At 67.9% G+C, this 15,522-nt stretch carries 10 protein-coding genes; 1 reads left to right on the forward strand and 9 read right to left on the reverse strand.

Annotated elements, in window-relative coordinates; all coding sequences use genetic code 11:
• Window position 1: 1 nt before the first annotated feature.
• The 3 genes from BMZ17_RS17130 to BMZ17_RS17140 all read right to left on the reverse strand — a co-directional run bounded on the left by BMZ17_RS17130 (window position 2) and on the right by BMZ17_RS17140 (window position 4,815).
• A complete protein-coding gene (locus BMZ17_RS17130) occupies window positions 2–736 on the reverse strand; it encodes a gluconate 2-dehydrogenase subunit 3 family protein (protein ID WP_093141505.1) in 735 nt (244 codons plus the stop codon).
• A gap of 192 nt (window positions 737–928) precedes the next feature.
• Complete coding sequence (locus tag BMZ17_RS17135) at window positions 929–1,840, reverse strand: LysR family transcriptional regulator (RefSeq protein WP_175485655.1); 912 nt, start codon at window positions 1,838–1,840, stop codon at window positions 929–931.
• Window positions 1,841–2,019: 179 nt separating this feature from the next.
• The gene (locus BMZ17_RS17140) at window positions 2,020–4,815 is read right to left on the reverse strand and encodes a TonB-dependent receptor (RefSeq protein WP_093141515.1); all 2,796 of its coding nucleotides are present in this window, start codon (window positions 4,813–4,815) and stop codon (window positions 2,020–2,022) included.
• A 274-nt stretch (window positions 4,816–5,089) separates the two neighbouring features.
• On the opposite strand from BMZ17_RS17140, the gene BMZ17_RS17145 reads away from it, so the two are divergent.
• Complete coding sequence (locus BMZ17_RS17145; protein ID WP_093142355.1) at window positions 5,090–6,469, forward strand: glycoside hydrolase family 30 protein; 1,380 nt, start codon at window positions 5,090–5,092, stop codon at window positions 6,467–6,469.
• 3 nt (window positions 6,470–6,472) lie between these two features.
• On the opposite strand, the gene BMZ17_RS17150 is transcribed toward BMZ17_RS17145, so the two are convergent.
• The 6 genes from BMZ17_RS17150 to BMZ17_RS17175 all read right to left on the reverse strand — a co-directional run bounded on the left by BMZ17_RS17150 (window position 6,473) and on the right by BMZ17_RS17175 (window position 15,501).
• Window positions 6,473–8,461: a S9 family peptidase gene (locus tag BMZ17_RS17150; protein ID WP_093141522.1), complete on the reverse strand. Its 1,989-nt coding sequence runs from the start codon at window positions 8,459–8,461 to the stop codon at window positions 6,473–6,475.
• Window positions 8,458–9,441: an alpha/beta hydrolase gene (locus tag BMZ17_RS17155; protein WP_093141526.1), complete on the reverse strand. Its 984-nt coding sequence runs from the start codon at window positions 9,439–9,441 to the stop codon at window positions 8,458–8,460. Before BMZ17_RS17155 ends, BMZ17_RS17150 begins: the two co-directional genes overlap by 4 nt.
• Complete coding sequence (locus BMZ17_RS17160; protein ID WP_093141531.1) at window positions 9,438–10,079, reverse strand: FMN-binding negative transcriptional regulator; 642 nt, start codon at window positions 10,077–10,079, stop codon at window positions 9,438–9,440. Before BMZ17_RS17160 ends, BMZ17_RS17155 begins: the two co-directional genes overlap by 4 nt.
• Window positions 10,079–11,530: an amidase family protein gene (locus tag BMZ17_RS17165; RefSeq protein WP_175485656.1), complete on the reverse strand. Its 1,452-nt coding sequence runs from the start codon at window positions 11,528–11,530 to the stop codon at window positions 10,079–10,081. Before BMZ17_RS17165 ends, BMZ17_RS17160 begins: the two co-directional genes overlap by 1 nt.
• A complete protein-coding gene (locus tag BMZ17_RS17170) occupies window positions 11,517–13,091 on the reverse strand; it encodes an APC family permease (protein ID WP_093141541.1) in 1,575 nt (524 codons plus the stop codon). Before BMZ17_RS17170 ends, BMZ17_RS17165 begins: the two co-directional genes overlap by 14 nt.
• Window positions 13,092–13,248: 157 nt before the next feature.
• Entirely contained in the window at window positions 13,249–15,501 is a 2,253-nt protein-coding gene (locus tag BMZ17_RS17175; RefSeq protein WP_175485657.1) for a TonB-dependent receptor, read from the reverse strand.
• Between the last annotated feature and the right edge of the window lie 21 nt (window positions 15,502–15,522).

The following is a 15,522-nucleotide window of genomic DNA, read 5'->3' on the forward strand; positions in this document are numbered from 1 at the left end:
ATCAGCCTCGCTTGCCGGCCAGGTCGACCGGCGGCAAGGGATAGGCCTTGTCGCGCACGGTGATCCAGTCCATGTAATCGGCGCGCATGCCCGGATACCCGATCATTTTCCACGCGCCCATGTTCTTGTTGCCGCCATGCTTCGGGTCAGCGAAGTAGCCGTTCTTCACTTCGCCCAGGAAGTAGGAGAAGAAGGTTTTGGCGGAGATGCCCTCCAGTTCCACCTTGCCGTCCTGCGCGGCCTTGAGCAGGGTGTCCTGCGCATCGGCATCGAGCTGGGCAAAGGTCTTGCCGTCGAAGGTCTTCTTGCAGTGCGCGTCCATCGCGCCGATGCCCACGCGCAGCATGTCGCGCAGCGCCAGCTTGCCCTGGTAGCCGAACTCCTTCGCCGCTTCGACGAACGGGCCCTGCATGTACCAGATCGCACCGGCGGCGTAGGCGCTCTGCATGTGCTTGTCGAGGAATTCCGGCACGCCGGCTTCCACCGCGCCCGGGCCGATGTCGTCATGCGGAATCAGCCGGCCGCACGCGGCCACGACGAAGGCGTATTCGACGTCATTGAAGAAGCTGGGCTTGAAGTCTTCCGGCTTGGACGAGGCAGACGCCGCACCGTTGGCGGCGGTCTTGTCGTCACTGCAGCCGGGCAGCGCCGCGGCCAGCGGGATCAGGGTCAGACCCTGGAAAAAACGGCGGCGCGAAGGCGACACCGACGATGCATCGTCGTCCGAGGCGGACATGGCTGGCTCCCTGGAGAGAGTTGGCTGGGCGTCGCTCGCCTGGGGTCCGGATCGGGCACACAAACACGCAACGCCTGCGGCAAACCTTGCAGCAGGCTGTCATTTTTGACGTGAACGCTTCAGCCGCCCAATGCCGTTTTTACATGGCGCGATGCACCAGCGGTATCGGCCTGCGTGAGGCGGCGCGTTGATCTAGCGTGCGTGCGCGGTCGCCGCGGCCCACAGGATCTCCGCCGCAGGCGTCAGCGGCGCGGTCTTGCGCTGCAGGCAGATTTCCATCGGCACATCCCAGCTCGCGTTGCCGGCGCGCACCAGCGTGCCGACATCCAGCTGGGTGCGCACCAGCGTCTCCGGCAACCAGCCCACGCCACGGCCTTGCACCGCCATCGCCGCGACCACGCTGGAGGCATGGGTCGCGAACACCGAACGCAGGTGTGCCTTGGTTTTCAGCAGCGCGTCGATACTGTCCACCACCCGCCCCAGCCCGGCCTGCGCGGTGTAGGACAGGTACGCGGCGGGTTCCTCGCGCGTGCCCGGCAGGCGATGCAGCGGCTGCTTCCCGCCCGGCTTGGCCGGCGCCGAGACCGGCATCAGCACGTCCACGTCCAGCACCTTCTGCAGGTAGTCGGCCGAATCCAGCGGGCCGTTGGAGCCGCTGGGCCGATGGGCCAGCAGGAAGTCCACTTCATCCTTGAGCAGCATGCGTTCGCAGGCTTCCAGGTGATTGGTGGTGAACTGCACCTGCAGGCCCGGCACCTGCGCTTCGAAGCGCGAGATCCAGTGCGGGAAGAAGCTGAAGGTCAGCGCGTTGGTCGCGCAGAAACGTACTACGCCCGGCGGCTGGAATGCCGCCGCTTGGGCCACGCCGCGGGCCACTTCGAGCCGGCTGAGGATGTCGCGCGCCGCAGGTAAAAAGCTCTTGCCGGCCTCGGACAGGGTGACGCCAGCCGGCGTGCGCACGAACAGCGGCACCCCGACCCAGTCTTCCAGCGCATGGATGCGCCGGCTCAGCGCCGGCTGGGTGACATGGCGCACGCGCGAGGCCGCGGCATAGGTGCCCGACTCCACGATCGCAACCAGGTCCTTGAGCCAATCCAGCAGCATGGCGACGTCGTTTCCCCCAAACGAAAGACGGCCATTATACGAAGCGTGGCGAAACGATCCGTCACCTGAACCCGCAAAAACAGCGGTTTTCCGCGGTGTCATCGCTTGGCGCTGCGCGAAGATCCCAATGGACGCCCACGTCGTCACCCCGCTGGCGAGGTGACGACGCGCGGCCTTGCTTACAGCTCGTAGCGGAAGCCGAGCATGTATTGGCGCCCGTACTTGGTGTACTCCTCGGGGAAGAACAGGCCGGTGCCGGTGCTCTCGCTGACCTCGACCCGGAATGGCTCGTCGGTGAGGTTGTTGACCTGGCCCAGCAGAGTCAGGCCATGCAGCGCGCTGGTTTCGGGGAACTCATAGCTGAGCTGGAAATCCACGGTGCGCTCGCTCAGCGTGTTGCGGTACTGGCGCTGGCCGAACAGGGCGCTGTATTCGCCGCGGTAGCCGTCACGATAGCGCTGGCTCAGGCGCGCGGAGAACCCGTGCTTCTCGTAGTAAAGCGTCGCGTTGGCCACGACCTTGGACAGGCCGGGAATCGTGTCGGTGCCCGGCGAATCGTCGTTGGGATCCGGGTCGATCGACGATTCGGTGTAGCTGACGTTGAGCTGCGTGCCCCAGCCGTCCAGCCAGTCGCTGAGCAGGCTGCCGGACAACGCCGTGGAAAGCTCCGCGCCCCGCATGTAGCCACCGGTGCCATTGGCCCAGGTGCTGAAGGTGCCCATGTTGGAAATCGGCGGCGGCGCGTCGGGGTCGGGCGTGTAGCCGCTGAAATCCCAGTCCAGGTTCTGCCGGTAGATGTAGGTCTGCAGGTTCTTGCGGAACAGCGCCAGGCCGACATAGCTGCCTTCGCCGAAATACTTCTCGAACGACAGGTCGAAGGCGTAAGCGCGATACGGCTCCAGGGTCGGGTTACCGCCGCTGCCGGACCACACGAACGGCGCGGTGGTGCTGACGCCGGCGCTGGAATCGGCGCTGAGGTAGTTGATCGGCGGACGCATCATCACCTTGGCGGCCGAGGCTCGGATCAGCCAGCCTTCGCCGAAGTCGAAGATCAGGTTCACGCTGGGCAGGAAGTCGCTGTACTGCGCGCCGAGGGTCTGCGAGCCAACCACCGATTCATTGGCCGCGTTGAAGCCGGTGGAGGACTGATCGCTGGTGATGTACTGCATGCCGGCGTTGCCGCGCACGCGGATTCGATCGGTGAGATCCATGTCGAGGTTGGCGCGCACGTAGTACGTGTTGATCTTTTCCTCGACGATGAAGTCCTTGCGCAGGTCATCGTTGGATTCGCTCAGCTCCACGTTGTAGTACTGGTCCAGCGCCGTCCACGGATTGAACGCCAGGATGTTGCCCATCCCGACGAAATCCAGCGACACCGGCGACTGCAGCAGCGACGGATCGACCAGCGTCGGCGTTTCGCCCGGCAGGAAGGCGAAGAACACATCGGCCACCTTCTGCTTGGTGCGCTTATTGATGTTGACGCCGGCATCGACGCTGCGGATGACCGCGTTGTCCAGCTCGTGGTTGAAGTTGAAGCGACCGGCCTTGATGGTGTCCTTCTGCTCGGAGATCTCCAGGCGGCCGTCGTGGTTGTAGTGCTGCGGATCCCACAGGTAGACCGCGTTGGGATCGGACATGTCCGGCAGGGTGAACTGCGAATAGCCCGGCGTGGTCTTCAGGTCGAAGTCGATGCTCTGGCCGTCCAGGCGGCCGGCATAGAGCTCCAGCGCGGACTGGTCACGCTTGGCGCGCGAATAGCTCAGGTCGGCGGTCAGCGTGCTGCGCTCGCCCAGCTTGAAGGCATTGTTCCAGCCCACTGAAAACAGCTTGTCCTGGCGGCGGTTGCTGTTGTTGCTCACCAGCGGCTGCACGTTGTTGAGCGTGCCGCTGGTGACCACCGGATAGCCGTCCTTGTCGGTGGTCTGCGCGTTGCTGTAGGTGATGCCGCTGCCGTTTTCGCCGACGAAATCCGAGGCGCTGGACCACATCGTGCCGTGGGTGATCTCGTCCTGGTCGAACTTGGAGTAGTACAGGTCCAGGATCGAGTGGAAGCGGTCGTTGGGCTTGAACTCGAACACGCCCATCACGCCATCGCGCTGCAGGTCGCGTGACTTGATCCAGGCTTCGTCACCCTGCAGGGCGATGGCGTTGAGCGGCCGGCCGGCCTGGTACGGGCCGTCCCAGTCGACGCGATCCAGGTCCGCCCACCACCACGACTTGTAGTGCTGCTCCTGGAACGGCGAGTTGAGCCGTGCCACGCCCAGCGCCACGCCGATGGTGTCGTCGGCGAACTGGTCCACGTACGACGCACTCGCGCGATAGCCGCGCTCCTTGCCGTCGTCGCTGAGCTTGCCCAGCGAGTTGTACTCGCCCTGGCCGCCGACCACGATGCGCCGCTCGGACAGGTCCAGCGGACGGATGGTCTGCAGGTCCACGGTACCCGACAGGCCCTGGCCGATCAGCGCCGCGTCCGGGGTCTTGTACACGGTGACCGCGTTGATCAACTCGGACGGGTACTGGTCGAACTCCACGCCGCGGCTGTCGCCGGTGCTGACCTGTTCGCGGCCGTTGAGCAAAGTGCCGGCGAACTGCTCGGACATGCCGCGTATGTTGATCACCTGCGCGCGGCCATCCACGCGCTGGGTGGCCAGGCCCGGCAGGCGCGAGATCGAGTCGGCGATGGAGACATCGGGCAGTTTGCCCAGATCCTCGGCCGAGATGGTCTCCACGATCGAGGTCGCTTCGGCCTTCTTTTCCACTGCGTTGGCGATGGCGGCGCGGATGCCGGTGACCTTGACGCTGTCCAGGGTCTTGGCCTGGTCCTGCGTGGTGGTGTCGGTGGCCGAAGCGGGGGCTTCGGTTTGTTGCTGCGCGTGCGCCTGCATGGTCAACAGCACCAGGCAGCAGGCGGCGGCGAGGCGTGCGACCGGCGCACGCGGCTTGGAGGCCCACGGCCTCCGCGAATCGATGTCCATCGTGCCCTCCCAGGCATCGGTCTGACAGCGCTGTCATAGCGACGCGTGTCAAAGCGTGTCAATCGTTTCAGCCACGGCGATGTGCGTGCATCCCCGAAAAGCCCATCGCACCGCGGTGTTGCACTGGAAACGTTCTCGCGTTGCGCCGCGCTGCAGCATGCGATTGGCGCGGGTCTGGGGCAGGTTGTTGGCCCGCGCCGACCTGTGATGCCCGATGCCTTGTCCTCGCCGCTGTCATGTTGCCCGTCTCGTGTTCGCCTTGATGACGCTGGCGATGTCTTTGCCCGTGCTGGCGCAGTCGCCGCGCAAGGCGCAGGTGTGGCTGACCACGCATGGCCATCAGTACGCCCTGTCGCCGATGGCGCCCGCGGTGTTCGGCGCGCGCGAGGCGTTGCCGATCGCGATCGAAGTCGATGCGACCGATACCCGCCAGGCGATGGTCGGCTTCGGCGCGTCGATCACCGATGCGTCCGCTTACCTGATCCAGGGCCTGGCGCCGGACGCGCGGGCGAAGCTGCTGGAAGAACTGTTCGGCCGGCAAGGCGATGGCATCGGCCTGAGCTTCGCGCGCCTGACCATTGGTGCGTCGGATTTCTCGCGCAGCCACTACACGCTGGACGACACGCCGGGCAACGCGCCCGATCCGCAGCTCACGCATTTTTCCATCGCGCCCAACCTGGCCGACGTGGTGCCGGTGACAAAGGCGGCGCTGGCGATCAATCCGCAACTCAAGGTGATGGCCTCGCCATGGAGCGCGCCGGCGTGGATGAAATCCAACCGCAACCTGATCCAGGGCACGCTGGACCCGGCGGCGTACGACGCCTTCGCCCGCTACCTGCTCGAGTATGTCGATGCCTATGCCGAACAAGGCATCCTGATCTGGGCGCTGACCGTGCAGAACGAGCCGGATTTCGAGCCCAAGGATTACCCTGGCATGCGCTTCAACGCGCCGGCGCGCGCGCGCTTCATCGGTGGCCATCTCGGCCCGCTGCTGGCCGCGCGCGGGTCGTCGGCGCCGCTGCTGTTCGACTGGGACCACAACTGGAACAAACCACACGAGCCGCTGGGCGTGTTGAACGATGCGAAGGCCAATCCCTTCGTCAACGCGGTGGCTTGGCACTGCTACGGCGGCACGCCCGACGCGCAGTCGCCGGTGCATGCCGCGTTCCCGGACAAGGACGTCTACATGACCGAGTGCTCGGGCGGCGACTGGGAGCCGCTACGCAGCGGTGGACTCACGCTGCAGGCGCGTCGGCTGATCATCGAATCGGTGCGCCACGACGCGCGCGGCGTGCTGTTCTGGAACCTGGCGCTGGACCAGGACGGCGGCCCGCACGCCGGCGGCTGCGACACCTGCCGCGGCGTGGTCGACATCGACACCCGCGACGGCGCGCTCACCCGCACCGACGAGTACTACGCGCTGGCCCATGCCAGCCGCTTCGTGCCGCCAGGCGCGCATCGGGTGGGCTCATCGGAAGAAGTCGACGGCGTGGACAACGTGGCCTTCGTCAATCCCGATGGCGGCCGCGTGTTGGTGGTGACCAATTCGGCGCCGGTGCCGCGCACGTTCTCGGTGCGGGAGGGCGATTCGGCCTTTCACTACACCTTGCCCGGCAAGAGCCTGGCGACCTTTACCTGGTCGCCAGCGCCTTAGCCGTCACTGCAGGTGCGTCTGCAGCCAGTCCAGCACGCGCTGCTGGACGTCGCGGCCGGCGGCCTGCTCGGTGAACCAGTGCGGCCCGCGTGGATAGGTGACCATCTCCACCGGCGTGCCATGGAACTTGAGTGCGCGATAGAACATCTGGCCCTGGCTCAACGGCACGCGCGCATCGACCTCGCCGTGCAGGATCAGCACCGGCGTGCTCACTTTGTCCACGTAGCGAATCGGCGAATGCGCGTCGTACTCGGCGCGGTTGGTGACCGGGTCGCCGAAGTAGCCCGGCAGGTAGGTCGGCACGTCGGTGGTCAGCGCCATCGCACCGATGTCGATCACGCCAGCGCCGACAATCGCGGCCTTGAAGCGCTTGGACTGCGTCACCGCCCACGCCGACATGTAGCCACCGTAGCTCCAGCCGCCGATCCCCAGTCGCTGCGGATCGATCACGCCTTCGCGCTCCAGCATGTCGACGCCATCGAGGATGTCCTGGAAGTCCGCACCGCCCCAGTCGTGGCGGGCCAGTTCGGTGAACGCATGGCCCTGGCCTTCCGAACCGCGCGGATTGGGCAAGAACACCGCATAGCCGCACGTACTCAGCAACTGCGCCCAGTCGTGCCACGAGCCCATCCAGCCCGACCACCACGCCTCCCCTGGACCGCCGTGCAGTTCGACCAGCGTCGGCAGCGGCGTGCCGGCCTTCCAACCCGGCGGGGTGATCAGCACGCCGGTGATGCGGCGGCCGTCCTTCGAGGAATTCCATGCGAGTTCGCGCACCTGGCCATGCGCCCAGCCGGCGACCTGCGGATTGCTGTCGGTGCGCGTGGCGAGCTTGCCGCCGTCCAGCGTCCACACCTCGGCCGGCTGGTCGTCGCGCAGGCCGATGAAGGCGGTGCGACCGCTACGCGCGGTGCTGAAGCTGGGATAGGCGATCTGCGGCCTGGCCAGCGTGCGCCACGCGCCGGTGTTGGCATCGACGCGCAGGAACTCGCCGCGCACGCCATGTAGGCCCTGCGCGATCAGCGTGTCGTCGTCCTGCCAGCGCGCCAGCCACAGCGTGCCCGGCCAGTCCTCGGCCAGCGCCACGCGCTTGCCGCTGGCCAGGTCGTGCGCATAGACCGTGGCGACCATGCCGTACGGCGCGATGTGGCCGTACAGCAGCTTGCGGCCGTCGGGCGAGAACTGCAGCGGGAACGCCGACGACAGGCTTTCCAGCGGTGCACTCAACGTCCCGTCGGCCAGCGACAGCAGCACCACGCGCGACTGGTACCAGTAGCCGCTCAGTGTGGTGTCGTCGGACACGCGCAGCGCCAGCGTCCTGCCGTCCGGCGCCCACGCTACGTCCTGCACCTGCAGGTTGGGCGGGCTGATCACCCGCGCCTGGCCGGTGGCGAGATCCTGCACCCAGAGGCGCTTGAACAGCGTCGGATGCCCGACTTCGACCGCGTCGTCCTTGGCGGCGATGCGCGCCTGCGCGGCCGGCGACGGCGGATCGGTGGCCAGATACGCGAGCTGGGCGCCATCGGTCGAGAGCGCGAAGGCGGCGATATCGCCGGCCGCGCGGGTGAGCGCCTTGGCGTTGCGACCGTCGGCGTCGGCGCGCCAGACCTGCATCGCGGCCGGTTTCGCGGCTTCGCCTGCATCGGGCAGTTTTCGGTCGGAGAGGAACAACACCTGGCGACCATCAGCCGACCAGTGCGCGCCAGCATCGTTCGCCGCGCCCGCGCCGTCCAGCGGCCGTGGCGCGGCCTTGCCGGTGGCGGCGATCAGCTTGAGCTGGCTGTGCGCGGGCTTGCCATCGCCCTGCGGCGTGGCCACGCCATAGACGATCTGCGTGCCGTCGGGGCTGATCTGCGGATCGCCGACCTGGGCCAGCGCGACGAAATCGGCCGGCGTGGGCAGGTGTGGCGTTGCCGAAGGTTGCGCAGCGGCGGACAACGCGCCGATGCAGCATGCGGCGCCGAGCAAGCGGCGAAAAACAGCACGCGTCATGCGGCGCTCTCCTGGGATGAAGGAACAAGATACCGACGCAGCCACGCTGCACCACTGCCGACCGCCGCGCGCGCCTGGTCGGAGACCGACATCGCCTCGACGAAGCTGTGCGGCGCGCCGCGATAGCGGCGCAGCTCGGCCACGCTGCCGGCCGCCTGCAAGCACGCAGCCATCGCCTCGCTCTGTTCGCCCAGCACGTCGCGGTCGCCGTACAGCAGCAACGACGGCGGCAGGCCGTGCAGCGCGGCGTGCATCGGCACGGCCAGCGGATCACGGCACTGCGCCCAATCCGGACCGAGATAACAGGTCCAGAACTCAGCCATTTCCGGCACGGTCAGCAGGTCTTCGGCCGTGCCCAGGCGCGCGGCCTGCGGCGAGATGGCGATATCGAACGCGCCATAGTTCAACAGCAGCGCCGCGATGCCGGCCAGCTGTCCGCTTTCGCGCAGGCGCAGCGCGGTGGTCAGCGCCAGGTTGGCGCCGGCCGAATCGCCACCCAGCGCCAGCCGCGAGGCGTCGATGCCGAAATCGCCCGCGTGCTGGCGCAGCCAGTCGATGGCGGCCACACACTGATCCTGCGCGACCGGGAAGCGATGCTCCGGCGACAGCGCGTAGTCGATCGCCACCACCACGATGCCGGCGCCGTGCGCGTACTCGCGCAGCAGCCGGTCGTGCGTGTCGATACTGAACATGCACCAGCCGCCACCGTGGATGTAGACCAGCGCCGGCGCGGTGGACGGCGCCGTGGATGGACGCAGCACGCGCACGCGGAACGCGCCGGCCGGCGCGTCCACGGTGATGTCTTCGCTACGCAGCATTTGCGGACCGCCTGCGCGCCACGGCGTGCGCACGATCTCGGCGATCACCCGGCGCTGCGGCCAGTCCAGCTCACGGCCGGCACGCAGGCGCGCGCCCTTGCTGCACACGTCTTCGACGAAGCCGCGGATCTGCGGGTCCAGCGCCTCCAGCGACGCATTCATGCCGCGTCTCCGCGCTCGCTGGCGGCGAAGTCCTGCATCAGCGCGACCAACGCGTGTTCGTCGCCACGAATTAGCCCAGCGATGATCTGGGAAAAATCATGCGGCGCTTCGTCCTGGCCCAGCTTGAAGGTGCTGTGCAGGCCGGTGATGCGCGCGCGCAAGGCGGTGACGCCGACGGCGAGTTTCTCGTAACGCGCGCCCATCTCGGCCACCGCCCAGGCGCGTTCGCGCCCGGCTTCCATCTGGGTGACCAGCGCATCGAGTTCGTCGGCGATGTCTTGCGGCGCTTCGCTCACCGTAATGTCGAGCTGGAACACCGCGGCGGCGTAGTTCCAGGTCGGCGCCTGGGTGCGGTCGTCCAGCCAGCTCGGCGAGACGTAGGCGTGCGGACCCAGCACCAGCGCCACTGCCTTGGGATCGCGCGCCAAGCGCGCCACGTGCGGATTGCGCCGCGCCATGTGGCCCATCAAGCCGACCAGCTGGCCGGCGTCATCCAGCTGCGCACGCAGCGGCAGCGGGCTGAAGCAGGCATCGTCGCCACCGGCCGACACCAGCCAGGCAAGCGGGTGCGCGGCCAGCAGGCGCAGCACATCGTTGGTATCGCGCGCGGCGAAGCGGCTGTCGCGGGCATGTCCCATCAGCGGGGTTCCTTGCAGGGTTCAGAAGCGGCCACCGACACCGGCGGCCAACGATCGCGCCACGGCGCGGCGGATTCCAGTTGCAGGGCCAGCGCAAGCAGCAGCGGCTCCTGGCCACGGTCAGCGGCGAACTGCACGCCGATCGGCGGGCCGTCGGCGCCATGCACCAGCGGCAAGCTGATCGCCGGCGTCCCGGCCAGGTTCTGCAGCGGTGTGTAGCCCATCCAGTCGAACATGCCGGCGAACACCGTCGCGAAATCGCCATCCGGCGCGAAGGTGCCGATGCGTGGCGACGGCGTGCGCAGCGTCGGCGTCAGCAGCACGTCGTATTGCGCGTGGAAGGTGTTGAAGGCGCCGGGCAGCGCGGCCAGCACGGCGTAGGCGCGTTCCAATTCGGCAAAGCCGCAATGCGCGCGGTTCCAGTCCGACAGGCCGACGGTGAACGGCTCCAGCGCCGCGCGCGCACCGTCCGCGCCAAAGGCGACTTCGGCCAGCTCCAGCGCATCGGCGCCCAGGTGCGACCACAGCGTCATCCCGGCATCGAAGACCTGCGCACCCGGCAGCGGCAACGTGGCGACCTCGACGCGATGGCCGAGCGCTTCGCACAGCGCCACGGCCTGTGCCAGAGCGGCGGCGACCTGCGGCTCGGGCGCGACACCCTGCAGCGTGTCGCTGACCACGCCGATCCGCAGCGCGCGCGACAGCGGCACGGTCACCGGCGCGGGTTGCTGCGGATGCAGCGCGGCGAAGGCCCACGCGGTATCGCGCACGCTGCGCGACATCAGGCTGTCGGCGACGATCAGGTCTTCGATCGGATGGCGCGACCGCACCCGCACCGTGGTGCCGCGACCGGGCTTGAGGCCAACCACGCCGCAGGCCGAGGCAGGAATGCGGATCGAGCCCGCGCCATCGCTACCCTGCGCCAATGGCACCACGCCGGCGGCCAGCGCCGCGCCCGCGCCACCGCTGGAACCGCCGGGCGAATGCGCGAGTGCCCAAGGATTACGCGTCACCGGCCCAAGCAGCGGCTCGGTCACGCCCATCAGGCCGAATTCCGGCATCGCGCTCTTGCCCAGCGCCACCAGGCCGGCATCCGCACAGCGCTGTGCGAACGCATGCTGGTCGGCCGCCGGCGCACTCGTGCGGCTACGCGACCCGCCACGGGTCGGCATGCCGAGCACGCGCAGCGAATCCTTCGGCAACCACGGCACGCCACGCATCGGCGCGTCGACGTCCGGTTTCGCCAGCGTGGCGGCATGGGCCAGCGCGCGTTCGAAATCGCGGTGGCTCAACGCGGCCAGCGTCGGTTCGAAATGCTGCGCGCGCGCGATCGCCGCGGCAGTCAGTTCGGCCGGGGACACCTCGCCACGAGCAAGCAGCGCAGCCTGGTCGTGCGCGTCGAGGCGGCCCAGCGCGAGCGCCTGGGCCAGGGGAACTTCAGGGAACGACATCAGCGTGCGGGTCCTGCGCGGCCAACGCCCGCGCATGTGCGAGCCGGCGCGCGTGGCGCTGGCCATAGGTGAAATAAAGGATGAAACCGGCCAAGACGTAGCCGGCCAGGATCAGCGCCGGCAGCGGATCGCCACGACGCACCTGCTGGGCCATGTCGCCCAGCACCGGCGCCATCATGGTCAGGCACAGCACGATGCCCAGCACCGGCACGGTGCCGATCCAGGCCTTGCCGATCCACATGCCGCCCAGCGGCACGCGGAAGCCGCCACGAAGCTCCGGCCGCACCGAGCGCAGCCACATCACTGCGATGCACACCACGATGAAGGCCGAGGCGATCCCCAGACAGATCAGGTCGCCCAGTACGCTGATCGGCAGCAGCGCGGCGAGTAGCGCGGCGATCACGCCGAACACCAGGTTGCCCAGCCACGGCGTGCGGCGGGTCTTGTGGACCTGCGCGAACAGCGGCGGCAGCAGGCCGTCGCGGCCGATGTTCACCGCCACGCGCGACACGCCGTAGCCGTTGGCGAGCAGCACCGAGCCCAATCCAGTGAGCGCGCCGATCTTGATCAGCACCGCAAAGCCCGGCCAACCCATGCGATCCACCGCCAGCGCCACCGGATCGGGCACGCCGAGTTCGCGGAACGGCACAATGCCGGTCAGCACCGCGCCCGCGGCGATGTACAGCAGCGTGCACACGATCAGCGAGCCGAGAATGCCGAATGGCACGTCGCGGCGCGGATTGCGCGTCTCCGAGGCCGCCATCGACACGGTTTCGAACCCGAGATAGGCGAAGAACAGCATCGCCGCCGCACGCATCACCCCGGGCCAGCCAAATGCGAAGCCGCCTTCGTTGGGCGGCAGGAACGGCTGCCAGTGCGCCGGTTGCACATAGCGCGCGCCGACCACGATGAAAGACACCAGCACCGCGACCTTGATCACCACCAGCACCGCGTTGACCAGCGCCGACTGGCTGACGCCGGCGATCAACACCAGCGCGGCGACCAGCACCGCCAATGCGGCGACCAGGTTGAAGCCACCGCTGTTGGCCAGCACGGTGTGGCCGTGCTGCTGCACGGCGGTCAGCGTGGAGGTCGTCAGCCACGCCGGCACGTGCACGCCCAGGTCGCCGAGCAGGCTGCTCAGGTAGCCGGCGAAACCCGCGGCCACGGCCGAGGCCGACAGCACGTATTCCAGGATCACCATCCAGCCCAGCGCCCAGGCGCAGCCTTCGCCCAGGGTTACGTAGCAATAGCTGTAGGCCGAGCCGGACACCGGGATGACCGACGACAGCTCCGCGTAACACAGGCCGGTGAATCCGCACGCCAGCGCGGCCAGCACGAACGAGAGCAGCACCGCCGGCCCGGCGAAGCTCGCCGCGGCCTCGCCGGTCATCACGTAGATGCCGGCGCCGAGGATGTTGGCGATGCCCAGGATCAGCAGGCTGCCGGCGCCAAGCTTGCGCTGCAGGCCGGCGCGTTCGGTATCGGCGACCACCGCATCGATCGACTTGCGATGCAGCGCCTGGCGCCAGCGCCCCAACGGGAGGAAGGCATCGCTCATGGCAGGGCTCCTGGCATCAAGGGACGTGCTTGCACGCGACATCGCGGCGCACGGTGGCGCCGCGTATGGGGGAAAGCAGGAAAGAAAAGCAACGACATCATGGTCTCGGCCTGGCCGGTGCGTCATCGCAGGACGGCGCACCGGCGCGGGCAATCGATCAGTACTTCCAGTGCACCGTCATGCCGACGGTGCGCGGACGCACGATGCCCTGGCCGATGCCGTTGACCTCGGCCACTTCGCGGGTGACGCCGCGCTTGTCGGTGAGGTTGGTGCTCCACAGGCTGACCTCGGTGCTGCCGAAGGTCATGCTGTAGCGCAGGTCGAACAGGTTGTAGTTGCCCTGCGCGTTGGGCGTGGCGCCGGGCACGGCCGAGTTGAGGTCGCTGATGCCGCTGCCCAGGTACTGGTGCGACAGCGCCAGGGTCGGTTCGTAGGCCGCGTCGAAGTGATAGCGCAACGTGTTGTTGATCGACCAGTCGGCCGAGCCCGGCAGCTGCGAGCCGGCCGGCGCGGTGCCGTAGTACAGGATGAAGAGATCCTCATCCAGGCGGGCCTGCTGCCAGGTCACGCTGCTGGCCCACTCGAACTGGTCGGTCGGACGCCACTGCGTGGACAGCTCGATGCCGCGGCTGTACGCCTTGCCGCCGTTGGCCGCGTAGTTGTAGAAGTCCGGCGTCTGCAGGCGCAGCTGGATGTCCTTCCAGTCGACGTAGAACGCGGTGGCATCGACCAGCAAGCGGCCATCGGCCCAGCTGGTGCGCGTGCCCAGTTCGTAGTTGACCAGGCTGTCGGACTTGGAGCCGGAGGGAATCGGGTATGCGCTCAGGCCGCTCGTATTCGGCGTGCCGAAGCGGAAGCCTTCGGACACCAGGCCATAGAACATCACGGTGTCACTGGGCGTGTAGGACAGCGAGACCTTCGGGTTGAAGCCGCTTTCCTTGGTCTGCGACGGCGTCACCAGCGGGTCGCCCGGATAGGTGGAGAAGCCGACCTGGGTCGAGGTCGACTCGACCTTGGTGCGGAACAGGCGGCCGCCGACGGTGAGCTTCCATTCGGGCGTGAAGGAGAACGAACCTTCGCCGAACAGCGCGGCTTCCGAGCCATCAAGGTGCGTGTAGAACGCATTGAAGATGCGGCCATCCGGCGCGATCACCGCACCGGCGCCCGGGCCGTACAGCGAGGAATTGTCGAACGCCGCGGCCGCGCCATCGGCGCCGATGGTTTCGTACAGGTCCTTGCTGGTGTCGAAGTACATGCCGCCGACCAGCCACTCGAAGCGACTGCCCTTGTCCGACGCCAGGCGCAGCTCGATGCTCTTGCCGGTGCTTTCGCCGCCGGAATAGATCGACAACGGGCTGGTCAGGTCCAGATCCAGGTCGGCGTTGTAGGCGCCGCGGATCGGCGTGTAGTCGAAGCGCCAGTCCTGCTTCTTCTTCTGGTAGGCGGCCAGCGCGGTGAAGGTCATGCCATCGAAGCGCTGGTCCAGGCGCAGGCTGTGCACGGCCACCTTGGTATTGGTGTACTCGGGCACGGCGGTGTTGCGCTTGAGGTCGCCCAGGCCTTCGATCTGGTAGGCGTTGTCGTCCGAATCGGTGTTCTGCAGCAGGCTCAGCCAGCTCAGCGTGGTGTCTTCGTTGGGCGTCAGCACCGCGGAGAAACGGCCACCGGCCAGCTTGGTGGTGTTGGCGCCGTCCTTGCCGGTGCCGATGTTGTCGATGTAGCCCGGGTCATCTCGGTACTGCGCCACCGCGCGCACGGCCAGCACATCGGTCTTGATCGGCACGTTGACCATCGCCTTGCCGCCGAAGCCGACATCGGCGTTCTTGGTCTTGCTGACCGTGGCCTCGGCCGCCGCGTCGAAGCCGCTGGTGTCAGCCACGTTGGCGATGTAGTTGATCGCGCCGCCCATCGAGGCCGAGCCGAACAGCGTGCCCTGCGGCCCGCGCAGCACTTCGACACGGTTGAGGTCGAAGGTGTCGATGTCCGGCACCACGATGGTGAAGCCCGGCTCGGTCAGCGGCACTTCGTTGAGGAAGTAGCCGGTGGTGGTCTGGCCCTGCACGTTACCCGAGCTGGTCGCGATGCCGCGCATCACCACGTGCGACACGCCCGGCTGGTAGCTGTTGAACACCACGCCCGGCGTACGCTGGATGTAGTCGGACATGCTCTGCGCGCCCAGCGCGTCCAGTTCGGCCGCGGTGACGGCGCTGACCGAGCCGGCGATCTCGCGCACCGATTCGTTGCGCTTGCCGGCGGTGACCACGACGGTCTTGAGGTCCTTGGCCTGCGCGGTGGTCGCGCTGGCGCTGCTGTCCTGGGCGAAGGCCGGCGCGGCGCTGGCTGCGGCGAGGCCCAGCACGCAGGCGGCGCGCACGGCGCGGGAGAGGGCGGTGGTGGTCAGCGACTTCATGGTGATCGGTCCCCTTTGGAC

The organism is Pseudoxanthomonas sp. GM95 (assembly GCF_900109775.1).
Taxonomy (GTDB): Bacteria; Pseudomonadota; Gammaproteobacteria; order Xanthomonadales; family Xanthomonadaceae; genus Pseudoxanthomonas_A.

Coding starts and splice junctions, on each gene's coding strand:
- BMZ17_RS17135 (WP_175485655.1), bottom strand. CDS start 1,840: ATGCTGCTGGATTGGCTCAAGGACCTGGTTGCGATCGTGGAGTCGGGC.
- BMZ17_RS17175 (WP_175485657.1), bottom strand. CDS start 15,501: ATGAAGTCGCTGACCACCACCGCCCTCTCCCGCGCCGTGCGCGCCGCC.
- BMZ17_RS17130 (WP_093141505.1), bottom strand. CDS start 736: ATGTCCGCCTCGGACGACGATGCATCGTCGGTGTCGCCTTCGCGCCGC.
- BMZ17_RS17165 (WP_175485656.1), bottom strand. CDS start 11,530: ATGTCGTTCCCTGAAGTTCCCCTGGCCCAGGCGCTCGCGCTGGGCCGC.
- BMZ17_RS17140 (WP_093141515.1), bottom strand. CDS start 4,815: ATGGACATCGATTCGCGGAGGCCGTGGGCCTCCAAGCCGCGTGCGCCG.
- BMZ17_RS17170 (WP_093141541.1), bottom strand. CDS start 13,091: ATGAGCGATGCCTTCCTCCCGTTGGGGCGCTGGCGCCAGGCGCTGCAT.
- BMZ17_RS17145 (WP_093142355.1), top strand. CDS start 5,090: ATGTCTTTGCCCGTGCTGGCGCAGTCGCCGCGCAAGGCGCAGGTGTGG.
- BMZ17_RS17160 (WP_093141531.1), bottom strand. CDS start 10,079: ATGGGACATGCCCGCGACAGCCGCTTCGCCGCGCGCGATACCAACGAT.
- BMZ17_RS17150 (WP_093141522.1), bottom strand. CDS start 8,461: ATGACGCGTGCTGTTTTTCGCCGCTTGCTCGGCGCCGCATGCTGCATC.
- BMZ17_RS17155 (WP_093141526.1), bottom strand. CDS start 9,441: ATGAATGCGTCGCTGGAGGCGCTGGACCCGCAGATCCGCGGCTTCGTC.